The organism is Micromonospora sp. NPDC049101 (genome assembly GCF_040648675.1).
GTDB lineage: Bacteria > Actinomycetota > Actinomycetes > Mycobacteriales > Micromonosporaceae > Micromonospora.
Genome location: NZ_JBEZED010000014.1, coordinates 133,401 through 156,059, shown reverse-complemented (window position 1 = coordinate 156,059; position 22,659 = coordinate 133,401). Strand labels below are relative to the sequence as shown.

Below are 22,659 nucleotides of genomic sequence, written 5' to 3'. Positions count from 1 at the left end.
GGGGGTGGCGATGATGACACCGTTACGGGTCGCCGTGATCATCGGCAGCACCCGGGAGGGGCGGGCCGGCGATCGGGTCGCCCGCTGGTTCGTCGACCAGGCCGTGCGGCACGACGACCTGGCGGTGACTGTCGTTGACCTGACCGAGTACGACTTTCCGGGCCGTTACCCCGCCGAGCCGACCGCGTCCATCCGGGCGTTCGTCAGCGAGGTGGGGCGGGCGGAGGCGTTCGTCGTGGTCACCCCCGAGTACAACCACAGCTTCCCGGCGCCCCTGAAGCAGGCCATCGACTACGCGTACGACGAGTGGCAGGCCAAACCGGTCGGCTTCGTGGCGTACGGCTGTCGATCCACCGGCCGGCACGCGGTCGACCAGCTACGCACGGTCTTCACCGCCCTGCACGCGATGACGGTGCGCGACGTCGTCGGCATCGACCTGCTCGCCGACGAGCCGACACCGCAGGGCACCGACCAGGTGCGCCGCGACGCCACCGTCCTGCTCGACCAGCTCCGCTGGTGGGGTCTGGCCCTGCGCGAGGGCCGAGCCGCCCGACCCTACGTCTCCTGACGACAACCGACGAAAGGCACGAATCATGAGTAGACGCACCACCGGCCTGGCCATCGAGGCCGAGGGGCTCACCCGCTCGTTCGGGGAGACCCGGGCGCTGGCCGGGATCGACCTCCAGGTGCCCGCCGGCACCGTGTACGGCCTGCTCGGCCCGAACGGGGCGGGCAAGACCACAGCGGTCCGGGTGCTCGCCACGTTGCTGCGCCCCGACGGAGGCTCGGCCCGGGTGTTCGGGCACGACGTGGTCACCGACGCCGACAAGGTCCGTTCCCGGGTCAGCCTCACCGGCCAGTACGCCTCGGTCGACGAGGACCTGACCGGTACGGAGAACCTGGTGCTCCTCGCCCGCCTGCTCGGCCTGCGCAAGCCGGCCGCCCGGCAGCGCGCGGCGGCCCTGCTCGCCGCGTTCGGCCTGACCGAGGCGAGCGACCGCCAGGTGAAGAAGTACTCGGGTGGCATGCGGCGGCGCATCGACATCGCCGCCAGCATCCTCAACACGCCCGATCTGCTCTTCCTCGACGAGCCGACGACCGGCCTCGACCCACGCAGCCGCAACCAGGTGTGGGAGATCATCCGCGCGGTGGTGTCGCACGGCACGACGGTGCTGCTGACCACGCAGTACCTCGACGAGGCCGACCAGCTCGCCGGGCGGATCGCGGTGGTCGACCACGGGCGGGTGATCGCCGAGGGCACCCCGGGTGAGCTGAAGTCGTCGGTCGGCTCCGGCACCGTCCACCTGCGACTGCGGGATCCCGGCCAACGGCCCCAGGCGGAGAAGCTGCTCCGGGAGGCACTCGACGTGCCGGTGCAGCTCGCCGCCGACCCGGTGGCGTTGACGGCCCGGGTCGGCGAGGCCGGCACCGACCTCGACGCCAGCGCCCAGGCCGCTCGTGCGCTCGGCGACCTGGCCCGTGCCGGCATCGTCGTCGACGACTTCTCCCTCGGTCAGCCGAGCCTGGACGAGGTCTTCCTGGCCCTGACCGACCACCCCGCCGTGCCGGCCGACGAGCGCGACGACGAACTGGAGGCAGCCCGATGAGCAACGCCACGACGAGCACCACCGAACGGGCACCGATGGTCTACGTCCCCTCCGCCGAGGCGTTGGCGACGGTGCTGGCGCCCGGTGCCCGGCCGCCCCGGCCCAGCGCGCTGAGCGCGTCGCTCACCTTCGGCTGGCGGGCCATGCTGAAGATCAAGCACGTGCCGGAGCAGCTCTTCGACGTGACCGCGTTCCCGGTCATCATGGTGCTGATGTTCACGTACCTGTTCGGCGGTGCGCTCGCCGGCAGCCCCCGTGAGTACCTCCAGTTCTTCCTGCCCGGCATCATGGTGACAAGCGTCGTGATGATCACCATGTACACGGGGATCGGCCTCAACACCGACATCGAGAAGGGCATCTTCGACAGGTTCCGGACGCTGCCGGTCTGGCGCCCGGCGGCCCTGGTCGGCATGATCTTCGGCGACGTGTTGCGCTACATCCTCGCCGCCCTGGTGATCCTGGGCCTGGGGCTGGTGCTCGGGTTCCGCCCCGCCGGCGGGGTGGTCGGCGCGGCCGTCGGCATCGGGCTGCTGGTGGTCTTCTCGTTCGCGTTCTCCTGGGTGTGGACGTTCTTCGGGCTGATCCTGCGCAGCGAGAAGTCGGTGATGGGGGTCAGCATGATGGTGCTGTTCCCGTTGACGTTCCTGAGCAACGTCTTCGTCGACCCGAGCACCATGCCCGGCTGGCTCCAGGCGTTCGTGAAGGTCAACCCGGTGACGCAGTTGGTGGCCGCGATCCGCGGGGCGATGAGCGGCGAGTCGGACCCGACGGCCACGATGTGGCTGCTGCTGTGGAGCGCCGGTTTCCTCCTGGTCTTCGGCACCCTGACCATGTACCGCTACAACCGCCGCTAACCCTGACCCGCCCCGGCCCGCCGCGCGGTCTTGCACTTTCTGTCCCGATGAATGTGGTGAATCCCCCCGTAACGGCGGACCGAAAGTGCAAGATCGCGGCGGGCGGGCGGGGTGGGCTGGGCAGCGCGGGGCGGGTTTAGAGCCGCCAGGGCAGCGGCTTGGGCGGCAGGTAACGGCAGGTGCTGCCGGTGGAGACGGAGTCGCGCAGGTGGCTGGCGAGGGCCGGGTGCCGACCGTCGAGTTTGCGTAGCGTGTCCCGGATCCGCGCGGTCACCGTCTTGCGGGCCCGCTCGGCCTCGTCGCCCAGGCGGCGACTCCGCCCGGCCAGCCCCGCGGCGGCACGCAGCTCGTCGAGCAACGCACCCCGTTCGGCGTCCAGCGCGGCCACCTTCCGGTCGTCGTCGCGTGCGGCGGCCCGATCGATCTCCCCGTCGAGACGTGCCAGGTGTCGCCGGTAGCGGGCCTTCGCCTCGTCGTCGAGGACCGGGTCGGCACCCATCTGCCGGGCGGCGACCAGCTCCGGCCCGGCGGCCGGGTCGAGCAACTCCACGGCCGGCACGTCACTGCCCGGCCGACTCAGCAGCAGGTGCAGGTCGTGCAGGCCCTTGGCGTCGGGCAGGTGCACCACGACACCGGCGTACGCGAGCTGCCAGACCGGCCCGTCGCGCCGAAACTCGTACCCTTCGACGGCTGGCGCGACCGCCGTGGCCTGACCGGACGCGAAAGCCTGGCCTGGCCCGGCGTTGCCCGGCCCGGCAAGCTGGCCCGGCCCGGCAAGCTGGCCCGGCCCGGCGTTGGCCAACCCGACGCTCTGACCTGGCCCGGTGAGCTGGCCTGGCTCGGTGGCTGCGGTCGGCACGACTGTCGCTCCTGGCGGGACGGCCTGGCGTGCGGTGGCGGTGGGCCCGGCCGCAGCGGTGGAGGTCGTGGCGAGTTGGCGGAGCACCTGCGTCATGCCGAGAGCTGTTGCTTCCTGGGCGGTGGTGGCACGCAGCGCGGCCAGCGCCGCGGCGTCGCCCGGGTGCCCCCGCCCGGCGAGGGCCTTAGCGAGGCCGACGCGGGCGACGAGCGACCAGGGGCGCGAGCCCAGCCGGTCGGCGGAGTCCCGGGCGGCCGTGAAGCCGGCGACGGCGTCGTCCCAGCGCTCCTGAGCGGCGTCGATCAGCGCCAGCCAGTGGTCGACGGGCCCGCTGATGTCGCAGCCGAAAAGCCCCACCGTCCACTCTCCACGGTGCGGGGCCAGCTCGGCCCGTGCGGCGTCGCAGCGCCGCGGGTCGGCGGACGCGGCGGCGACCTGCGCACGTAACCGCAGCCAGAGTGGCGACACCGGACGCGGGTACCGGATGGCGGCGGCCTCGATACCCGCGGTCAGCCGGACCGCCGTGGCGTCGTCGCCACGCTCCGCCGCGGTAATGGCCCGCAGCAACTCCCGGTACGGGTAGTCCAGCGGGGCCAGGCCGTCCAGCAGGGTTTCGGCCTCGTCGTACCGGCCCTGGAGCAGCAGCCGGGACCAGCGCAGGTGATGCCCCATGAAACCGAACTCGGCATTGCTCGGGTCGGTGAGGTCGCCAAACCTCGTGTCGGCCTCGACGAAGTCACCTCGGAAGGCCGCGATGATCCCGCTGTCGACGGCTGCCGCCATCCGGTGCCGAGCGAGGTCGCCCCGCCGGTCCACGCTGACGAAGGCGGTGAACTCCTCGATGAAGCGAGGGTCGCCCAACTCCAGCAGCGCCACCCAGCGCAGCGAGGTGGCCCACAGCTCGGTCTCCCGGTCTGCCGTACGGCGGGCCACATCCCGGATCTCGGCGGTCAGCGCGGCGCGGGCCGCCGCGGTGCCCAGCCCCCAGGTGGTGTCATGGCGGGCCCAGAGGCTGAACGTGAGCGCCTCGTCGTCCTGCCCTCGGCGGGCGATCGTCTCGGTGGCGGTGATCAGGTCGGCGATCAGGGTGCCGACCGTCGCCTCGGTGTCCGGTTCGCCGATCAGTCTCCGGTACGCGTCGCGTACCAGCTCCGCCGCGTCGAGCGAGTCGACGGTCTCCACCTGGCGGGAGCGGTTGACGATGAGGGCGACGCGGGCCAGCAGCACCGGGTTGTCGAGTGTGCGAGCCAGCACCCCGGCCTCGGTGAACAGCTGCCCGGCCTCCTCCCGGCCGGCGTGGTGATATTGCGCCTCGCCGAACTCGACCAGGATCCGCACCCGTTGCTCCCGGTCCTCGACGACCTCCAGCGCCCGACGGAAGTGCACCGCCGCCTCGTCGGTGCCGAGCCGGGCGAACGCGTCCCGCCCGGCGGCGACCAGCAGCGTGGCCCGCCGGGCCCGGTCGAGCGCGGGGCCGGCGAGGTAGGCGTGCCGGGCGAGGTCGGCGGGGATCAACAGATCGGTCAGCTCCCGCAGGTCGTCGACCGCCCGGACGACAGTGCCGTGCCGGGCCTGCCGGTCGTCGTCGGCCAGACCGTCGTAGAGCGTCTCGCGGACCAGGTCGTGGGCGAAGGCGAACCGGCCGCCACCCCTGGCGACCACCAACCGGGCGGTCAACGCACGGTCGAGCAGCCTGTCGACCTGCGCCACGGGGGCAGTGACGCAGGCCGCGAGGACCTGGCGGTGGAACTCGCGACCCAGCACGGCGGCGACGGTGAGCGCCTCGACCACGGCCGGGGGCAGTTGGGCCAGGCGACGGCGCACCGCCTCCCGTACGCCGGGCGCGATCGTGTCCGCGGCCTCGTCGGCATGCCACAGCCGGGCGGTCTGCTCGATGAAGAACGGGTTGCCGCCGGTACGCCGGTGCACCTCGTCGACGAGGTCGGCGCCGGGCTCCCGCCCGGCGGTCCGGGTCATCAGCGCGGCCACCTCGTCCCGGGAGAGGCCGGTGAGGGTGATGGTGGTGGCCTTCGCGACAAGCGGCATCAGCAGCGGGCGCAGCGGGTGCTCACCCGACTCGACCTCGGCGTCGCGGTAGGTGCCGATCAGCAGCAGGCGCTCGAACCAGGTGTGCTGGGCCGCGAAGCTCAGCAGCCGCAGGGAGGCCGGGTCGGCCCAGTGCAGGTCGTCGAGGATGACCACGACCGGTCGATGCTGGGAGACGGCGACCAGGGCGGCGGTCACCCCGTCGTACAGCGCGAACGTCTCCTGGTCGGTGCTGTCCCCACTCGGCTCGACGCCGGCCCAGCCGGTGAGGCGGTCGGCCTGCTCCTTGCTGGTGTCGTTCTCGCCGAGCAGGGCCGCGAGGGCCGGTTCGGCGTCCGGTCGCGCCACCGCCCAGTCGTCGGCGGAGCGTCGCAGACCACGCAGCACCTGCACCCACGGCCAGTAGCCGGGGGCACTGTCGGAATCCCAGCAGGCGGCGCCGAGCACCAACGCGCCACGCTGCCGGGCCTCCCGCGCCGCCGACGTGACGAGGGTCGTCTTGCCGATGCCGGGCTCGCCGGTGATCAGGGCGAGGCCACCGTGGCTGGTGGCGGCGCGGTCCAGCTCGGCGCGCAGCAGAGCCGCGGGGTGATCCCGCCCGATGATGGCGTCGCCGCGCCGCGCGTCCATGGTTTCCAGACGGTACTGGAACCCTCCGACAGTGGACGTCGAGATTTGACAGAGCCATAGCTAGCGGTTATCTATTGGCGGTCTATTCGAGGGGTGTGCCGGGGTGCAGGACGTGGTGCTGGCCATGCTGGCCAAGGAGCCGGCGCACGGCTACGAGCTGCGCAGCCGGATGCGGAACGCGCTCGGCCCGCTCGGCGAGGCGATGAACGCGGGTCAGGTCTACGTGACGCTGGCCCGGCTGGCGAAGGCCGGGCTGGTGACGTCGGAGCGAGCCGAGGGCCTGCCGGACCGGCCCGACCGACGGGTCTACGCGTTGACCCCGGCCGGGCAGCAGCGGGTCGCCGGCTGGCTGACCGAGGTGAGCTGGCCGAAGCCGGACCTCACGGAGTTCCACCTGAAGCTGGTCGCCGCCGCGGCTGCCCGGCTGGCGGATCCGGTGGCGTTGGTGGACGCGCAGCGGCGTGAGGTGCTGCGCCGTCTGCGCGACGCGCAACGGGCGACGTTGGAGCGGTCGGTGGATCCGGTCGCCGGGTTGCTGTTGGAGGGCGTCGTGTTGCGGCTGCGGGCTGATCTGGAGTGGCTGGAGGCGTGCGAGCGCACGTGGTCCGAGCGTGATCGAGCGGGACGGAAGGCGGGAGCATGAGCGGGTCGACGGCGGTGCGGACGCGGGGGTTGTCCAAGTGGTACGGCTGGGACGACGCGCTGGTACGCGCGGTCGACGAGGTCGACCTGGACGTGCCCGCCGGCCAGACCCTGGCCATCATGGGGCCCAGTGGCTGCGGCAAGTCCACGCTGCTGCACCTGCTCGGCGGGTTACAGCGCCCCACCGACGGCGAGGTGTGGCTGGCCGACCGCCGGATCGACACGATGAGTGAGCGGGCACTGTCGCGGCTGCGGCGCGACACCGTCGGCCTCGTCTTCCAGTCCTTCCACCTGATGGACGAGCTCACCGCTGTGGAGAACGTGGAGATGGCCGCGCTGCTGGCAGGTCAGTCGCCCGGCCGTGCACGCCGCCGAGCCCTGCACCTGCTCGACCAGGTCGGGTTGGCCGACCGCGCCGCGCACCTGCCCTCGGCTCTCTCCGGCGGCCAGCGCCAGCGCGTCGCCATCGCCCGCGCGTTGAGCAACGAGCCGCAGGTGGTGTTGGCCGACGAACCGACCGGCAACCTGGACAGCGCCGCCACTCTGGAGGTGCTGCGGCTGTTCGAGGAGCTGCGCAACACCGGGCAGACCCTCGTGGTGGTCACGCACGACGCCCGCATCGCGGCGGTCGCCGACCGGGTGATCTCCATGCGGGACGGGGCCTTCGCCGACGACAGCCTGTTCGCCAGCACCGGCACCGTCTACGGCGAGGCGCGCTGACGTGGCGGGCCGCCTGCTGCTCATGTGTCGACTGCTGACGCGGCACCTACGTCGACACCGGGCCGAGAACGTCCTGCTGCTGGTCGCCATCACCGCCGCGACCGCGACGTTGACTCTCGGCCTCACCCTCACCGAGCTCGTCACCCGCCCGTACGAGCGGACCCGGGCCGCCACCGCCGGGCCCGACCTGGTGGTGGAACCGGGCTTCCCCGGCCCGCAGGCCCTGGACGCGCTCGCCCCGCTGGCGACCCTGCCCGGCGTCACCGAGCACAGCGGGCCGTACCCACTGGTCTTCCTGGCGTTGACCGCCCGCGACACCACCGTCCGGGTCATCGTCGAGGGCCGCGACCAGGCGCCGGCCGCGGTCAACCGGCCGGCGGTGACCGACGGCACCTGGGTACGCCCCGGCGGCGTGGTCGTCGAACGCACCTTCGCCGACGCCCTCGGCATAGACCTCGGCGACACGGTCAGCGTCGACGGCCACCCGCTGCACGTGACCGGGTTCACGGTCACCGCCGCCCGGCCGGTGTACCCGCAGGTCCACTGGCACCTGCCGGGCGGGAACCTGGTGGAGAAGGGCGGCCTGGTCTGGGTCGACCACGGCGACATCGCCACCCTCGCCGGGGACCAGCCGCTGTCGTACACCCTGAACCTCAAACTGGTCGACCGCGATGCCGGCGCCGGGGCCATCCGCCCGGGCGGCGATGTCCGCTTCCGCGGCTGGAGCTTCCGGTCCGCGCGGGACATCGCCCACAGCAGCGGACGACAGAACCGGCAGGCCGAGACGGCGCTGGTGGTCGGCGCGTGGCTGCTGACCGGCCTCGCGGTGGTCGGCATCGCCGGCATCGTCGCGGGCCGGGTCATCGCCCGGCGTCGCCGGGTGGGGCTGCTCAAGGCCATCGGCGCCGGGCCTGGCATGATCGCCGCCGTCCACCTGGCCGAGTACCTCGTGATCGGGCTCGCCGCCGCCGGGGCCGGGCTGGCCATCGGCTGGTTCGCAGCGCCCGTGCTGTTCCGTTCCAGCGCCGGATTCGTCGGCTCCGTCGGCGTGAACCCGCCGCCGCACGTGGTGGTCACCGCCACCGCGCTCGCCCTCGCGCTCGCCGTCGCGGCGACCCTGGGGCCGGTGTTGCGCGCCGCCGCCACCAGCACCATCGAGGCGTTGGCGGACGTCCCCACCCCACCGCGTCGCCGGCGGTGGACGATCTGGTTGTCGCGCCGGCTGCCCACCGCGCTGCTGATCGGGGTACGCATCAACGCGCGCCGCCCGCACCGCGCCCGGCTCGTCACCGTGAACACCCTGATCACCACTGCGGCGCTGGCCGCCGTCCTCACGATCCTGGCGCAGGACGACGATCCGTTGAATCTGGGCTACTCGGAGCTGCCCGACCCCCGCAACGAACGAACCCTCCAGGCCATGCTGATCGTCGCCGGGGTGGCCTGCTTCCTCGCGCTGCTCAACACCATCGTGAGCACCTGGACCGCGGTCCTCGACACCCGACAGCCACTGGCGGTCGCCCGCACGCTCGGCGCGACCCCCGCCCAGGCCGGCCTGGGGCTGGCCGTGGCGCAACTGCTCCCCGCCATCCCCGGCGTCGCCGTCGGGATCCCCTTCGGCATCGGGTTGTACCTCTTCTTCGACGGCGAGCGATACCCGCCTGTCTCCTGGACGCTCAGCACAGCCATTGGCGTCCTGGTCGCGGTCGCCACACTCACCGCCGTCCCCGCTCTGGCCGCCGCACGTCGCCCGGTGGCGGACACCCTCCGGTCCACGGCGACCTGACCGGCAGATCGTCGCGACTGTCACACGTGCCCACGCACCGCACCTCAACGTTACCTAACCCTCCCTATTCAGCTAGCATAGGGAACGATGACGGAGGAAATGTATTCAGTTGAGCAGGTGGCCGACCGGCTCGGCCTGCACGTCCGCACGGTGCGCGGCTACATCCGCTCCGGTCGGCTGCGAGCGGTGCGGATCGGCAAGCAGTACCGGATCGCCGCCCGGGATCTCGACGCGCTCACCGGACAGGCGTCCGCGCCCGCGAGCGTCCGGGGGCAGGCCGAGGTGTCGAGCATCGTGCAGGTCGACGGCGTGGACCGGGCCGCCGCCGACCGGCTCGGCACGCTCGTGCTCACCAGCGCCAACACCGGCCACGACCAGGCCAACCCACTGCGGGTGCAGACGGTGTACGACGAGCAACGCCACCGCATGAAGATCATCATCTTGGGCGACCCGGCCGCCACCGCGGAGCTGCTGCACCTGCTCGACGCCGTCCTCAACGCCGACAACGGCCTACTCGACCGGGAGGTCCACCATGCCTGACGAGATCCAGGAGCGCGCCGGCGTGCAGGTGTTGGTCTGCGACCCGACCGGCCCGACCATCGCCACCGAGCAGGACGCCCTGGACCTGATCGGGGCGGCCTTCCTCGGCGCCCGGGTGGTCGCCGTGCCGGCCAACCGGCTCGACGAACGCTTCTTCTCGTTGGGCACCCGCTTCGCCGGCGACGTGATGCAGAAGTTCGTCAACTACCAGGTGCGGCTCGTCGTGGTCGGGGACATCTCCGCGCAGCTGGAGGGCAGCTCGGCGCTGCGCGCCCTGGTGCACGAGTCGAACCGGGGCGGGCAGATCTGGTTCGTCCCCGACCTCGACACCCTCGACTCCCGGCTGCGCGCCGCGCGGTAGCCGCCTCAACGAGCGCTGACCACCCGTTCCGGCGGCCGACACCGGCTTCGGCGGGGAGCTGGCCGGCCACGACACGGCCGAGGATCGGTGGCTGCACGCCGCCCGCCCCGCGCCGGTAGCCGACGAAGTAGAGAGCCCTCGGGCCACGCGTCTCGCGGCAGCCCGGGGCGCCACCTGTCCACATTGACCCGGACCGCCGACGGCATATCGCGGTATCGATTGCCTGGGCGGGCCGCCGAGAGCGACACCGCATCTCGGTAGGGTCGGGAGCTGTCGCACGGTTGATCTACGGTGTTCGCGTGCTTCCCAGAAACGAGAAGATTCTCGATCAGGTCCGCGCCGAGGCGCTGCGCCGCGACATCCCCGCCGCCGAGGTGGAGCGCTGGCTGGGGCTCGCCCGCCCGTCGGCGCTCCTGACACAGCAGGGTGACGGGCCGGTCGTGGGCGCCATCCGTGGGCCCGTGCTGCTTCCAGCCGACGCCGAGGACCCCACGTTCCCGTTGATCGCCACCATCGACTGCGCTGCCCTGCCGGCAGACGCGACAGACCTTCCGCTACCGGCCGACGGCCAGCTGCTGCTGTTCGGTTGGCCCGAGGAGGACGGCTACGGCCAGGTGATGTACGTGCCGGCGGGCGTGGCCGTCGAGGAGCGAGAGCAGTATCCGCCGGGGTTCTCTCCGGAGGACGAGGAGTGCGCCGAGGTCTACGCGGAAATCCCGCAGGGCGATCTGCACCTCACCGTCGACATCTCCCTGCCCTACGTCAAGACGATCCCGGGGCCGCCGTGGTCTCCGCCGTTGCCGGGCGATCCTCCGTTCGAGGAGCTGACCAAGGTGTGGCAGGACGTTCTGGGCGACGTGCCGGACGGCGCCTTCTCCTACCCGGGCCATACGACGCCGCTGCTGCTGGGCGGCTACGGCACTGACTGCAACGGTTTCAACCCCGCCTGGTTGGGCGCCGATCGCTCGGGCAGCTCCGGCAAGGACGGGCCACCCGACCATGGTGACTGGGTTCTGCTGGCCGAGTTCCACGGCGGCCGACAGGGCGGCGCGAGCATCCACTGGGTGATCCAGCGTGCCGACCTGAAGGAACGACGCTTCGACCAGGCCAGCGTCTTCGTCTACTGGAATCCGTGAGGCCGGACGAACGCTGGCGGCCCTGTCCTGACGACCGTGATGCCTGTGCGTCATCTTGATGACCCACAGGCATCACGCCTGTCGGGGCGGCCGTCCGTTCCGACCGGACGGCCTGCCGGCTACGCCGTGGCGCAGATGGCGTACGCCGTGTCGGACCAGTTGGCGGCGAACGCGTCCTCCTCGTAGGCACCCGAGTCGACTGTCGTCGGGGCGGTCGCCGGGCCTCCGTTGGGCCGGAAGTCGTCCACGACACCCTCACCGGTGACACCGTTCAGCTCGTAGCCGGCACCGGTCAGCACCTTGCCGACCGGGCAGCCCGCGACGACGCTGCGGAAGTCGAGGGAGTTGCTGGCACCCACGGTGGAGGCACGCACCAGGCCCGCCAGCGGGTTGGCACAGATGGCGTACGCGGTCACCGACCAGTTGAGAGCCGTGGCGTCGGCTTCGTAGGCGCCGACACCGACCGCGGTCGGTGCCGCGGCTACGCCGCCGTTGGGGCGGAAGTCGTCGACGACACCCTCACCGGTGACGCCGTTCAGCTCGTAGCCGGTGCCGGTCAGCACCTTGCCGACCGGGCAGGTCGCCGTGGTGAAGTGGAAGTCGGCCGAGTCGCTGACGCTGACCGCGGCGACCCGCACCAGGCCGGGCAGCGGGTTGGCGCAGATCGCGTAGGCCGTCACCGACCAGTTGCCGGCGAACGCCTCCGCCTCGTACGCGCCCACGGTGACGGCCGTCGGCGCGGTGGCCGGGCCCCCGTTGGGGCGCAGGTCGTCGACGATGCCCTCGCCGGTGACGCCGTTCAGCTCGTAGCCCGTGCCGGTCAGCACCTTGCCGACCGGGCAGGTCGCCGTGGCGCTGTGGAAGTCGGCCGAGCTGCTGACGCTGGTCGCGGCGATCCGCACCAGGCCGGGGACCGCGGCGGACGCCGGGCTCGCCGGGACGAGCACCGCCCCGGCCGCGACGAGACCGAGCACGAGTACGGACGCTCGGGCTTGTTTCTTGGTACGCATGGTGTTTCTCCCGTCTGAGACCCCGGGCGGTGGGCGTGACGACGCCGCCGTCGAGGCCATTGGTGATGACGGATTCACGGTAGGTAATCGCGTGACCAGGCATTATCTCCAAACCGACTACGTCGCGTAACGGACCGACGTCGTCGATTGCCCCCGCTCGATAACCTGGAGTCGAATCGTGCCTGGTTCGGCTCGGGAGGCCCCGTTGACCATGGAATCCGCCGTTCCGGCCACCACCGTCGACGCGGCGGAGTTCGTGGTGCGGTTGGCCCGGCAAGTGAGCGGGCGACTGGCCCCGGACGAGTCGGAGGTCTTCGACGAGGTGGCCGCGCTGTGGCGCGCCGGGGCGGCGCGAGGCCGCACGCCCGGCAGCGCGGTCGGCTTCGGCATCGACGAGGCGCTGGTGAGCGCGATCGTCCTCGAAGCGGTGGCGATGGCGATCCGGGAGATCCTGGGCCTCGGGGCCGAGGTGGCGAGGTCGCGGTGGCGGCGATGGCGCGGCACCGAGCGACGCGCCACGCCGGGCCGCGAACTGGCCGGCACCGCGCTGCCGGCGGTCGCGGGCCGGATCGTGGTGCCGGCGGCCCAGGTGGCCCGACTGCGGGACGTGTCGCGGCGGCACGCCGCGACCCTCGGGCTCGACGATGACGCTGCCGCCCTCCTCGCCGACGCCCTCGTCGGGGCCCTCCACCTGCCGGAGGCATCCTCTGATGACGACGGCTCCTGACGACCAGTCTCCACTCTGGACGTAACGGATTGCGTTGCCCCATAAGCGGAAAGTAGTCATCTATTACTTTTGGGTAGGTGCGGGGGATGCTGCGAATAAATACCGCGTTCGCCCGAAAGTTGCGGTAGCTTGAGCCTCGCGCCCACCCGCGCATCCCTCACTCGGACGTGCCACCCCCGCCCGTCCGCGTCCACTTTCACCCCTTCGTGGAAGGTCCAACGGCGGACATGGGCGACGGCCTCATTGACGAGTTCGAACGCTACATACAGGATGCGACGGTTTCGACCGCGCTGCGGGACTGGGCGGCCGGGCGTGATGCCACCATCCGCCCCCCGAGCCATGGCACCCCGCTGCGGGGGCGCGGCGGCGGGCGGTTGATTCCGGTGGTCGTGGAGCAGAGCGACGGCCGCGATCCCGAGCAGCTGTACGTGAAGGTGTTGTCGGCCGGGCAGGCGAGTGAGGAGGCCGCCCGGCACCGCAGGGCGGTCGGCGTCGACGCGGGCTTCGCGGAGCGCCACCTGGTCCGCCAGCCGTACCCGCGATACCCGGTCGGCGACGGCCGGCACCTGATGTTCCAGGACGTCGCGCGCGGGGCGGAACGGGTCGTCCCGCTCGCCGAGGTGGGCGACGACCAACTCAGGGACGCCTACCGCACACTGCTCGACGGGGTGTGGGGGTGGCACCGCGCCGGGCGTCGGATCAGCCAGACCAGTGTCGGCCAGTTCGTGCGACAGGAGTTGGCCGACGCCGGTGCCGAGGCGGAGGTGTCCGGGGCCGTCTCGGCGCTGGGCCTCGGCGACCTCGCCGCCGACTGGCTGTACGACCCCGCGCTCGGCCTGGTGCTGCCGAACCCGCTCCGGTTCGCCGAGGCCGGAGCGCTCTTTGACGACCACAAGATCGACAGGCTCGGTGGGGCGTCGCACGGCGACCTGCACGGGCGCAACGTGCTCTTCCCGTGTTCCTCGGCCGACCAGGTGCAGGTCCGGAAGTTCTGCCTGGTCGACACGGACCGGTTCGCCGTCGACGCACCACTCACCCGCGACCTGGTCACCCTGCTCCTTGATTTCGTCCTCCCCGAGGTGGCCGGTGCGCCCCGCACCGCCGAGGCCAACGCGCTCCTCGCCCTGCTCGTCGACCCGAGCGGTCGCGCCTCGGACCGGCTGCCCGCACTGGCGGCGAAGGTGATCAAGGCCAGCCACACGGTGGGGTTGACGGTCGCCAGGAAGGGCAGTTGGGGGACGATCTGGCGCGCGCAGTACCTGCTCTCCCTGCTGAGCCACGCGCTGATCTGCTGCACCTACGAGGATGCCGGCCCCACCGGACGGGCCTGGTACTTCCGACTGGCCGCCCACGCGGCGCACGCCTACCGACAGGAGTTCCGGCCGGGGGTGGTGCCGCCGCCGGCAGCCGGCCTGCCCACCCTGCCGGGCGCGACACCGCACCCGGCGTCCCCGGCCAACGACAGGTCGGCCCGCTTCGACGCGGCGGGACCACAGCCAAGCCAGCAGAACCGCGCCGCACCACTGGACCGGACGCCGCCGGACCAGACGCGGCCTCCACCCGCCCCGGAGGCACCGGCGTGGCCCTGGGGGTCGATCCCGATTCAGCAACGGCCGAGCCTCGACGGCTGGCACGGTGCGCCGCGCCTCGCGTCCGGCGCTCTGTCGACGAGTGGCAACGCCCCCATCAGCAGCCGGCCAGGCGCGGCGACGGGGAACGCGGCAGGTGCCACCCGCGCCGGCGCGTCCGGCTGGCCGCCGGTCCGCGACGGCGAACGGCGCGTCAACCGACCGGCCCCGCGCTACGTCGTCTCGGCCCGCACGAACGCGATTCCCCGGCCCCGCCGCCCCGCCGGCGAAGGCTCCACCGGGGTGCCGACGGGCCCTGGCCGGATCAGCCGGCTGCCGCCCAAGCTGCGGGCCGTCCTGGCGATCCTGCTCGGTGGGGTGTCGCTGACACCGCTGGTGGCGGTCTACGGCTCCGGGATCCGGGGGCGCGACGAAACGCCGGTCGCCCCGACGAGTGAGGCGGCACCCGGGGCCGTGCCGTCGGTCGGCAGCACCCCCACGTACGCCGGCAGCACCCGGCGTCTCGCGGATCTCGCGCTGACGGTCGCGGGGATCACCCCCACGGCCGCCGACGGGGCGTACACCGTGTCCTGTCTTCGGGTCTGGGCGCCGGAGGACCTCGCGCCGGGCCTCGATCGCCGCAGCTACCGCGACGAGCAGCTCTGGTGGACCGCGGCGCTGTCCGGGCACCGGATCGTCAACTTGGTCACCAGCGGTCGCCGCTCCGGCCAGCCCACGTCGTTCCGCTACGGCCTGGGCGAGCTGTCCGAGATTCCGCCGGTGCCCTCGGTGGACCCGGTGGAGTTGCGCCGGCAGCTCGCCGCGCAGCTGGGCGAGTTGCCACCGGAGCTGCGCAACGCGGCCGGCATGCTCAACGTGGTCGTGCGGATCTTCCGTTACCACCTGCTCAGCCCGCGTCAGATCTCGGCGCTGTTGTTCGAGTTGGCGGCGACGCCGGGCATCCAGGACCGGGGCGCGTACCCGGACTGGAGCGACCGACCTGGGCTGGCGTTCAGTGCCGACGACAGTCAGGACCGCCGGGAGACTGTGCAGTTCGACGGGCACACCGGTGAGCTGCTCAGTCACGAGACGACCACGGTGACCGACAACCGGACCCTCGACTACGTGCTGTTCCTGCACAAGGAACGGACCAGCCGGACCACCGGCCCCGGCTGCGCCTGACCGTCAACCGCAACGACGCTGCACGTAGTTCGGCCAGTTGCGGTAGGGCGACGCGTCGCTGCGGACCCGGTTGCCCGCACCGACGTCGAAGAGCCGGGTGTCGTAGTAGTAGAACGAGACCGAACCGCTCGTGAGGTTGTAGTGCGCCGACTCGACCCGGAACTGCCAGTACCAGGTGGCGAGGCTCTGCCGGCCGCAGTCGGAGAGCCGGCCCCGGGGGTATCCGTAGTTGGGCCACTCGTAGAAGCAGTACCAACCCGAGGGGCAGTCGGCGGCGGCGAGCGTCCCGATCGGCCGCCGCAGGGTCACGACGAAGGCACCACCGTCGTAGCTGATCTCGTTGTCGTTGATCGCCTTACCGCCCGGGTGGGTAGCCAGATAATCGGCTATTTCCTGACTTCCGGCCGGAGCGGCCCCGGCCGGGCCGGGTGCCGGAAAAAGGATCAAAAGCCAGCAGAGTACGGCCGTGAGAACTGCGACAATGGGACGTGGAATGACCATTCGACACCTCGCGATGGATGGACCGCCTGCTCAGCGTATTGAGCATCCTTGATTGATCGCCAGTTCTGATCTGTGCAGAATCCTGACAATGGTCTTTTGGGGCACCATCGAGCGGCCACTGCCAACACGTGAGACATCGCATTGGCTTCGATGCATTGCCGCTAGCATTCGGGTATGCCCGCTCGCCACTTCACCGCCGCCGTCGTCCTCGCCGCGCTGGCGAGCCTGCTCGCCGTCGACGCCGCCCGCGCCGACGGCCCGGCGATCAGCACCCCCGGCGCCCCCACGGTGGTGGCCAACCATCCACACCAGCTCACCCTCAGCTGGGCGCCCTCCACCTGGGTCGGCGATCCGTCCGCCGAGCAGCCGATCAACTACGAGGTGCAGGTTCCGCTGGGCCCGCACACGTACCGCTGGCTCGGCACGTCCACCGACACCACGATCACGCTGACCGACCTGGCACCCGCCACGACGTACCGGATCGCGGTTGCCGCCCGCGCGCTCGGCGGCTACTCCGACACCTCGGCCGTCACGACCGTGCGCACGGCCAACGGCCGCGCGACGGTTAGCTACCTCAACCTCGACTGGTCCCCCACCAACAACCAGATCCAGCACGCCGTGAACGTCACCAACACCGGCACCGGGCCACTCGACCTGAGCACCGTGCGGGTGCGCTACCACCTGCGCTTCGAGGGCGCCAACACCTCACTGGTGGCCAACTGCGACTGGGCCGCCCTGGGCTGCGACCGGATCCGGCAGACCGTGCTGTTCTTCATCCCGCCAGCCGGGCCGCCCGCGTCGACCACACCCACGCCACCGGGCTACCCGATCCCGGGTACGCCGATCTACGGCTGGGTCGAGCTGACCCTCACCGACGGCACGCTGGCGCCGGGCGAGTCGACCGGCCCGATCCAGCTACGGCACCACCGGCACAGTTGGAGCGACATCGACGAGCGCGACGACCCGAGTTGGCTCGCCGCCACCGGCCAGTGGACTGACAACGAACGGATCACGGTCGACGTCGACGGCGTACGCGAGTTCGGCGACCCCGCCGCCTGACCGCGGTGCCGAGTCCGGCGGCCCTGTCCCGACGACCGTGATGCCGGTGAGTCATCAAAATGACTCACCGGCATCAGCCATCCTGACGGGACTATGCGTGTCGTACGCCGTTGACCGGCAGGTCTTCGACATGGCCCCACGTGAGTTCGGTGCCGCCGAGCAGAGCTGCCTCGCCCCAGGAGACCCGGAGCAGACCCTCGTCGGAGTTGCACGCGAACCCGACGAGCAGCACCTTCGGTTCGTCGGTCAACTGCTCCACCGCCTCACGAAGAGCCGATCGGTCGCGGGCCTCCTCCGCCGTGAGCGGCATCAGCGGCAGCGTGACCTCCTCATGACTGGGCTCGGGGCCAAAAAGAATCAACAGATCCCGGATCAACCGGTTGAGATCCCGGCCGGGACGGGCATCTCGCATGTCCACGTCGCTGCGCGTCGCGTACCGCCAGGGCAGCAGAAGATGGCCCCGGCAGATGGTGACCCGCACCTGGGCGCCCGGTGGGTGCACGCCGACCACATCGGGAAGGTCCTGCAGATACTCGTGCAACACCTCGTACTGCTGCTTCCACCGCACAGGGCCGAACGCGTGGTCGGTATCCAGCTCTGATGCTTCGCGGGCACCCTGGGCGAGCTCGACCGCGCGGCGCAGCGCCGCCGGGACCGCGGTGCGCAGAGACTCTGCGAGAGGCAGCCCGAACTTCTCGACGGACCACTGGGACGGACCATCAACATCCCGCACACCGCTCACCCCCCGCACTGGGACGAACACGCTCAGACATGAAGCGTCTCATGTTGATCGATGGGTGAGAAGGCCGCGTGAGTGCATGCTCGCCGACGCGTAGGCAACTGTCAGCGGCTGACGCTCGCCGGCAGGTGGATGCGCGCGGCGGGGACGCCCCGGGCGAGCAGCCGGGCCCGCGCACCCGCCAGCATCGCGGGTGGGCCGCACAGGTAGATGTCCTGGCCCGGCTGGTGGTGATCGAGGGCCAGGGTCAGGGCGTCGCCCTGCTCGGCCGGCTCGGCGCAGGGGTCGGCCGATAACGCCGGCACGACGGTGAGCCAGTCGTGGGCGCACTGCAACTTGTCCAGGGTTATCGCGTCGTACAGGTCGAGGAAGGCGCGGGCGCCGACGACAAGCGTCACCCGCCGACCATCCGGTGCGGCGGCAATCTGCTCGACCAGGGCGCGCAGCGGCGCCAGCCCGGTGCCACCGGCGACGAGCAGCAGATCGTTCGTGCGCGACGGGTCGAGGCTCAGCCCAACGTCGCTGGGTGGGCCGACCCAGAGCAGTTCGCCGGGGCGTACCTCGTGGACCAGGTCGTGGGAGACGGTGCCGGCGGGGACGGCGCGGACGTGCAGCGCGACGGTGCCGTCCGCGCGTGGGGCGTTGGCCGGTGAGAGCCAGCGCCACTGCCCCGGCCGGCGCGGCGTGCACACCGGGACCGCCTGACCTGGCTGGAAGGGCAGTCGCCGCCAGGGACGTACCGTCAGGATGGCGATGTCGGGCGACGGCCGCTCGTGGCCGATCACCTGGACGTGCCACCAGGCCGGGCCGTCGCCGGCCTGCGCGGCGGCCTCGCGGATGGCCTGCGTGGCGCGGCCCAGGGCGGCCCTCCACGGTGCGGGCGGGCCGTGCCGGGCGACGGTGGCGAGCAGGGCGTCACCGATGGTGGTGGTGTGCGGGAGCAGGTCAAGATGACGGTACGCGCGGCCGAGCACCAGGAGTAGCGCCGCCCGGTGCGCCGGGTCGTCGACGCCGACCGTGAGCTGGCCCAACGCGGTGAAGAACAGCGGCGCGTCGCGGTGCCGGAGCAGGCCGGCGCGGCGGTCTTCGAGGCTGCACCAGAAGTCGCCGGCGGCCCGCACGTCGACCGACGCCCAGGCGGCGGCCAGGCTCCGGTGAGTCGGGTGGTCGTCGTCGATCGAGGTGGGCATGCCGGCTCCGAGACGTTGACGGATCGAGGGGCACCGGGGCGGGCGGGGGTGGAGGTGCGCCGTTGAGGGCCGGCACAACTCCGGGACAAGGCACCCGCCCCGGGCCATGCGTCCATCCTGGTCAAGCTTCTGATGCCGCGATATGACTACTCGCTGTACTTGCGCTGTACCTACGCCGCAACGAAGTCGTTAAGCTGCCCGAAGCGGCTACGACGCGATTGGGGGCGAGACCTTGCCTACTGTCCAAGCGTGGACAGGTCGAGAGACCCGCGCGCTACGACAGGCCCTGCGGATGAGCATCCGCGATTTCGCTCAGAACCTCGGGGTGAGCGAGCGGACCGTCTCCAAATGGGAGGCCGGTCGAGAGGCAGTTCGGCCTCGGCCGGAGATGCAGGCCGCACTCGACACCGCCTTGAGCAGAGCCGGGGGTCAGGCAGCAGATCGCTTCGCCTCTGCCACCAGCAGGTCTGTCCTCCAGAACAAACCTGTCGTGGCTGGCTTTCGGGTCCAGTCGCACAAGTTCATGCCGGTCTACACAAGCGCGTCGGTGGCCGCGGACCTCGCAGCGCAGGACGCCTTTCGCCCGCGACCGCATGAGTGGCTAAAGGTATCGGTCGCCGCGCTGCCTCACCCGGAGGGGACGTGCACCGCTCATCTCTTCGCCTGCGGTGTCATGGTGCTGCACATCACGCAGGAGCTGCACTTCCGTACGTTGGCCTCGCTCGCAGCCTGGCGGTACGCCAGCTATGAAGGCGATGTCCCCTGGGCGGCCGATCAGGTTCTAAAGCTCCTGTCGTCTGCCCCGCCCACCGTTGACGTCGCACCTGAGTACGTGCTCTCGATGTACGTCCTGCAAGAGCCCGCGTGGACCGCTGACGAGTTGGAAAACGCCCTACGCCTCATGAGCCTGCCGTCTGTGCTGGTCAACCGTCGCGCGCAGCCGCGCCCTGAACCGGTCGACGACCTCGTGGAACGCCGTTTGCTAACCCAAGGCTTCGACCAACCGTCAATTCAGCCCTTCGGCGTTGACGGGGTCTCGCTGGGCTATGCCAGTTGGGCGGGGGTGGCCTACCACGCGGTCTGCCCCGAGCGGGCTCTCCTGGTCGATGACCTGGTGTCCTGTGAGGTTGACGTACAGATGCTCTGGGCCTACTGCCGCCATATTCAGCGTCAGATCGAGGACGGACGGGATCCGGCCATGCCGCCCGATTTCGGCTGGCGCTTCCTCCGTGCTGCCCACTCGCGGTTGACGACGGCAAGGGCACGTGAGACTGCGCAGCACTGCATGATGCGCGAGGCGGCTCTCTCAACAAGCGGCCTCCCGGAGCGGCTGACACAGGCCCAAGCTGCCCTTCGCGAGACCGCGACCCTGAGTGGCAGAGTCGACATATGACCGTGACGCGTGCCGCCCTGATCGTCATCGACATGCAGAACGGCTTCATCAACGACCGCAGCCGAGGCGTCATCCCGAAGGTCGTCGAATTGGTCGAGCACTGGGAGGCGACCGGGCGGCCGGTGGTGTTCACCCGCTATCACAACTACCCCGGCAGCCCGTTCGAACGGTTGATCCACTGGTCCTCGGTGCAGCACCCACCCGAGACGGACATCGTGCCCGAGCTGGCGCACCACGCGAGCCGTGCCCAAGCGGTCATCGACAAGAAGATCTACTCGTACTTCTCCACTGAGGGTGCTGCGTTGGCGAAACAGGAGGGGTGGACCGACCTGGTTTTCTGCGGCGTTGCGACGGAGAGTTGTGTGCTGAAGTCGGTGGTTGACGCCTTCGAGCGTGATCTCACGCCATGGCTTGTGACCGATGCGTCCGCCAGCCATGGCGGACAACCCGCACACGAGGCCGGCCTGCTGGTGGCGCGTCGGTTCATCGGTGCCGGGCAGCTCATCAAAGTCGACGACGTCCGCGTCAAGCTCTGACAGGTGCAGCGCCGATGCGCTCGGCTGCATGTGGTCCGACTCGGGCAGACTGCTGGCATGACGGAACGCCCGGTGATGTATCTGGTCGTGTGCGCCGCGGGTCCGGCGGAACACATCGACGAGCTGGTCGACCTGCTGATCGCTGACGGATGGCGGGTGTGCATGATCGTCAGTCCCACCGCTGGCGTATGGCTCGACCGAGAGGCGTTGCAAGAAAAGACCGGCTATCTCGTACGCGTCGAGTGGCGGATGCCCGGCGATCCCGAGCCGCACCCGCCGGCCGACGTGGTGGTGGCCGCGCCGGTCACGTTCAACACGGTGACGAAGTGGGCGTTGGGCATCAACGACACGTTGGCGCTCGGCGTCCTCAATGAGTCAACGGGCGCGGGCCTGCCGATCCTTGCCTTTCCGCACGTCAAGGCCGAGCTGGCCGCGCATCCGGCGTATGCGGGGCACGTGGCGGTGTTGCGCGGCGCCGGCATTGTCGTGGCCGAGGGGATGCCGCTGAATGCGGCCCACGCCTCTGGCCGTTGGGGCGTGGTCATCGAGGCTCTGCGGTTACTTCGTCCAGCATGAGTGGACGGTTCTCCGAGGCGGCGATGACGGCGGCCATGCGGGACATTGCCAGCGTCTTGGGCGTCTCAGCCGACGACGCCCAGTTGCTGCGACTGACCAACAACGCCGTCTTCGCGCTGCCCCCGGCCGGAATCGTCATCCGGATCGCGCGGACCCATCAACTTCAGGACAGAGTGCGGAAGGTGGTCCGACTTGCGCGCTGGTTCCCCGAGATCGACGCGCCAACGATCCGTCTCGCGCGAGACGTCGAGCAACCAATCGAGGTCGGGGATCTCGTCGCTTCGGTGTGGCGATACGTCCCGCCGCAATCACCTACCCTCACGGCGGAGGACCTTGGCACGGTGCTGCGTGAATTTCACGCCCTCGGCGTGCCACCCTTCCCGCTGCCCGTCTGGGACCCGGTCGGCGACGCACGGCGAAGGCTGGCCGACGCCGACGGGCTCAGCGAGCCCGACCGGGACTTCCTGGCCGACTGGTGTGAACGCCTGGAGCCGCAAATCACGGCCCTCATCGAGCGCGGGACGCAGACGCTTATTCACGGGGACGCCCACGTAGGCAACCTGCTCAGAGAGACGTTGGGGCGGACGGTCCTGTGTGACTTCGACGCGACCTGCATCGGCCCCTGGCAGGTTGATCTCGCGGCGGTTGCGGTCGGCGAGGCACGGTTCGGAGGAACAGGGAGACACCGCGCGTTGGCCACCGCCTACGGCTTCGACGTCACCTCGGACCCGTCATGGCCGCTTCTCCGGCAAGCACGCGAGTTGAAGATGATCGCAGCCGCCGTGCCGCTCCTGACGACCTCGGCGGCCTTGACTGCGGAATTTGTCAACCGCCTCCACTCGGTGCAGAAGGACAGCCACGTCCAGCCCTGGCGGCCATTCGCCGATCTCGTCACGCCTGGGCCCGAGCGGAAATCTCCGAAATCACCACCTGAGGGCGCAAACCCTTCCAGCACCTGCTGAGAAATGGCTGCCGCCAGCCTCACTGCCGTGTCCGTCGA

21 protein-coding genes are annotated in these 22,659 nt (G+C 71.0%); 16 read left to right on the top strand and 5 right to left on the bottom strand.

Features of this window, described 5'->3' with window-relative positions:
• Positions 1–10: 10 nt before the first annotated feature.
• From AB0B57_RS20860 to AB0B57_RS20850, 3 genes are read left to right on the top strand one after another with little or no spacing between them, the layout of a single operon-like run.
• Positions 11–568: an NAD(P)H-dependent oxidoreductase gene (locus AB0B57_RS20860; protein WP_357072026.1), complete on the top strand. Its 558-nt coding sequence runs from the start codon at positions 11–13 to the stop codon at positions 566–568.
• 25 nt (positions 569–593) lie between these two features.
• On the top strand, positions 594–1,607 hold the full coding sequence (locus AB0B57_RS20855; RefSeq protein WP_357072023.1) for an ATP-binding cassette domain-containing protein: 1,014 nt from the start codon (positions 594–596) through the stop codon (positions 1,605–1,607).
• Positions 1,604–2,461, top strand: coding sequence for an ABC transporter permease (locus tag AB0B57_RS20850; RefSeq protein ID WP_357072020.1), 858 nt, complete (start codon positions 1,604–1,606; stop codon positions 2,459–2,461). Before AB0B57_RS20855 ends, AB0B57_RS20850 begins: the two co-directional genes overlap by 4 nt.
• A gap of 136 nt (positions 2,462–2,597) precedes the next feature.
• On the opposite strand, the gene AB0B57_RS20845 is transcribed toward AB0B57_RS20850, so the two are convergent.
• Positions 2,598–5,996: an AAA family ATPase gene (locus AB0B57_RS20845; protein WP_357072017.1), complete on the bottom strand. Its 3,399-nt coding sequence runs from the start codon at positions 5,994–5,996 to the stop codon at positions 2,598–2,600.
• 103 nt (positions 5,997–6,099) lie between these two features.
• Between AB0B57_RS20845 and AB0B57_RS20840 the strand changes: the two genes are divergently transcribed.
• The 6 genes from AB0B57_RS20840 to AB0B57_RS20815 all read left to right on the top strand — a co-directional run bounded on the left by AB0B57_RS20840 (position 6,100) and on the right by AB0B57_RS20815 (position 11,178).
• Positions 6,100–6,639 carry a PadR family transcriptional regulator gene (locus AB0B57_RS20840; RefSeq protein ID WP_357072014.1) on the top strand — a complete coding sequence of 180 codons (540 nt, stop codon included), beginning with the start codon at positions 6,100–6,102 and terminating at the stop codon, positions 6,637–6,639.
• On the top strand, positions 6,636–7,358 hold the full coding sequence (locus tag AB0B57_RS20835) for an ABC transporter ATP-binding protein (protein WP_357072011.1): 723 nt from the start codon (positions 6,636–6,638) through the stop codon (positions 7,356–7,358). Before AB0B57_RS20840 ends, AB0B57_RS20835 begins: the two co-directional genes overlap by 4 nt.
• Position 7,359: 1 nt before the next feature.
• The gene (locus tag AB0B57_RS20830) at positions 7,360–9,141 is read left to right on the top strand and encodes an FtsX-like permease family protein (RefSeq protein ID WP_357072008.1); all 1,782 of its coding nucleotides are present in this window, start codon (positions 7,360–7,362) and stop codon (positions 9,139–9,141) included.
• An 87-nt stretch (positions 9,142–9,228) separates the two neighbouring features.
• On the top strand, positions 9,229–9,681 hold the full coding sequence (locus AB0B57_RS20825) for a helix-turn-helix domain-containing protein (protein ID WP_357072005.1): 453 nt from the start codon (positions 9,229–9,231) through the stop codon (positions 9,679–9,681).
• On the top strand, positions 9,674–10,042 hold the full coding sequence (locus AB0B57_RS20820; RefSeq protein WP_357072002.1) for a DUF4180 domain-containing protein: 369 nt from the start codon (positions 9,674–9,676) through the stop codon (positions 10,040–10,042). Before AB0B57_RS20825 ends, AB0B57_RS20820 begins: the two co-directional genes overlap by 8 nt.
• Positions 10,043–10,341: 299 nt before the next feature.
• Positions 10,342–11,178 (top strand): hypothetical protein, encoded by an 837-nt coding sequence (locus AB0B57_RS20815; RefSeq protein ID WP_357071999.1) that lies wholly within the window; start codon positions 10,342–10,344, stop codon positions 11,176–11,178.
• Positions 11,179–11,297: 119 nt separating this feature from the next.
• On the opposite strand, the gene AB0B57_RS20810 is transcribed toward AB0B57_RS20815, so the two are convergent.
• Positions 11,298–12,188 (bottom strand): hypothetical protein, encoded by an 891-nt coding sequence (locus AB0B57_RS20810; protein WP_357071996.1) that lies wholly within the window; start codon positions 12,186–12,188, stop codon positions 11,298–11,300.
• A 205-nt stretch (positions 12,189–12,393) separates the two neighbouring features.
• Between AB0B57_RS20810 and AB0B57_RS20805 the strand changes: the two genes are divergently transcribed.
• Together AB0B57_RS20805 and AB0B57_RS20800 are read left to right on the top strand one after the other, a co-directional pair.
• Positions 12,394–12,915, top strand: coding sequence for a hypothetical protein (locus AB0B57_RS20805; protein ID WP_357071993.1), 522 nt, complete (start codon positions 12,394–12,396; stop codon positions 12,913–12,915).
• A 227-nt stretch (positions 12,916–13,142) separates the two neighbouring features.
• The gene (locus AB0B57_RS20800) at positions 13,143–15,665 is read left to right on the top strand and encodes a hypothetical protein (RefSeq protein WP_357071990.1); all 2,523 of its coding nucleotides are present in this window, start codon (positions 13,143–13,145) and stop codon (positions 15,663–15,665) included.
• A gap of 3 nt (positions 15,666–15,668) precedes the next feature.
• Here AB0B57_RS20800 and AB0B57_RS20795 read toward each other — a convergent pair whose 3' ends face one another.
• Positions 15,669–16,112, bottom strand: coding sequence for a peptidase inhibitor family I36 protein (locus tag AB0B57_RS20795; RefSeq protein WP_357071987.1), 444 nt, complete (start codon positions 16,110–16,112; stop codon positions 15,669–15,671).
• Positions 16,113–16,340: 228 nt separating this feature from the next.
• On the opposite strand from AB0B57_RS20795, the gene AB0B57_RS20790 reads away from it, so the two are divergent.
• Complete coding sequence (locus tag AB0B57_RS20790; RefSeq protein WP_357071984.1) at positions 16,341–17,225, top strand: cellulose binding domain-containing protein; 885 nt, start codon at positions 16,341–16,343, stop codon at positions 17,223–17,225.
• A 91-nt stretch (positions 17,226–17,316) separates the two neighbouring features.
• Here AB0B57_RS20790 and AB0B57_RS20785 read toward each other — a convergent pair whose 3' ends face one another.
• Both AB0B57_RS20785 and AB0B57_RS20780 read right to left on the bottom strand, forming a co-directional pair.
• A complete protein-coding gene (locus AB0B57_RS20785) occupies positions 17,317–17,958 on the bottom strand; it encodes a hypothetical protein (RefSeq protein WP_357071981.1) in 642 nt (213 codons plus the stop codon).
• Between the two features lie 110 nt (positions 17,959–18,068).
• Entirely contained in the window at positions 18,069–19,154 is a 1,086-nt protein-coding gene (locus AB0B57_RS20780; protein ID WP_357071978.1) for an FAD-binding oxidoreductase, read from the bottom strand.
• A gap of 232 nt (positions 19,155–19,386) precedes the next feature.
• Between AB0B57_RS20780 and AB0B57_RS20775 the strand changes: the two genes are divergently transcribed.
• From AB0B57_RS20775 to AB0B57_RS20760, 4 genes are read left to right on the top strand one after another with little or no spacing between them, the layout of a single operon-like run.
• Positions 19,387–20,547, top strand: a complete 1,161-nt coding sequence (locus AB0B57_RS20775; RefSeq protein WP_357071975.1) for a helix-turn-helix domain-containing protein — start codon at positions 19,387–19,389, stop codon at positions 20,545–20,547.
• Positions 20,544–21,083, top strand: coding sequence for an isochorismatase family cysteine hydrolase (locus AB0B57_RS20770; RefSeq protein WP_357071971.1), 540 nt, complete (start codon positions 20,544–20,546; stop codon positions 21,081–21,083). Before AB0B57_RS20775 ends, AB0B57_RS20770 begins: the two co-directional genes overlap by 4 nt.
• Positions 21,084–21,140: 57 nt before the next feature.
• The gene (locus tag AB0B57_RS20765; protein ID WP_357071967.1) at positions 21,141–21,659 is read left to right on the top strand and encodes a flavoprotein; all 519 of its coding nucleotides are present in this window, start codon (positions 21,141–21,143) and stop codon (positions 21,657–21,659) included.
• On the top strand, positions 21,656–22,621 hold the full coding sequence (locus AB0B57_RS20760) for an aminoglycoside phosphotransferase family protein (protein ID WP_357071964.1): 966 nt from the start codon (positions 21,656–21,658) through the stop codon (positions 22,619–22,621). Before AB0B57_RS20765 ends, AB0B57_RS20760 begins: the two co-directional genes overlap by 4 nt.
• Positions 22,622–22,659 lie beyond the last annotated feature (38 nt).

Coding starts and splice junctions, on each gene's coding strand:
- AB0B57_RS20790 (WP_357071984.1), top strand. CDS start 16,341: ATGCCCGCTCGCCACTTCACCGCCGCCGTCGTCCTCGCCGCGCTGGCG.
- AB0B57_RS20850 (WP_357072020.1), top strand. CDS start 1,604: ATGAGCAACGCCACGACGAGCACCACCGAACGGGCACCGATGGTCTAC.
- AB0B57_RS20770 (WP_357071971.1), top strand. CDS start 20,544: ATGACCGTGACGCGTGCCGCCCTGATCGTCATCGACATGCAGAACGGC.
- AB0B57_RS20800 (WP_357071990.1), top strand. CDS start 13,143: ATGGGCGACGGCCTCATTGACGAGTTCGAACGCTACATACAGGATGCG.
- AB0B57_RS20860 (WP_357072026.1), top strand. CDS start 11: ATGATGACACCGTTACGGGTCGCCGTGATCATCGGCAGCACCCGGGAG.
- AB0B57_RS20845 (WP_357072017.1), bottom strand. CDS start 5,996: ATGGACGCGCGGCGCGGCGACGCCATCATCGGGCGGGATCACCCCGCG.
- AB0B57_RS20810 (WP_357071996.1), bottom strand. CDS start 12,188: ATGCGTACCAAGAAACAAGCCCGAGCGTCCGTACTCGTGCTCGGTCTC.
- AB0B57_RS20780 (WP_357071978.1), bottom strand. CDS start 19,154: ATGCCCACCTCGATCGACGACGACCACCCGACTCACCGGAGCCTGGCC.
- AB0B57_RS20760 (WP_357071964.1), top strand. CDS start 21,656: ATGAGTGGACGGTTCTCCGAGGCGGCGATGACGGCGGCCATGCGGGAC.
- AB0B57_RS20835 (WP_357072011.1), top strand. CDS start 6,636: ATGAGCGGGTCGACGGCGGTGCGGACGCGGGGGTTGTCCAAGTGGTAC.
- AB0B57_RS20765 (WP_357071967.1), top strand. CDS start 21,141: ATGACGGAACGCCCGGTGATGTATCTGGTCGTGTGCGCCGCGGGTCCG.
- AB0B57_RS20855 (WP_357072023.1), top strand. CDS start 594: ATGAGTAGACGCACCACCGGCCTGGCCATCGAGGCCGAGGGGCTCACC.
- AB0B57_RS20820 (WP_357072002.1), top strand. CDS start 9,674: ATGCCTGACGAGATCCAGGAGCGCGCCGGCGTGCAGGTGTTGGTCTGC.
- AB0B57_RS20825 (WP_357072005.1), top strand. CDS start 9,229: ATGACGGAGGAAATGTATTCAGTTGAGCAGGTGGCCGACCGGCTCGGC.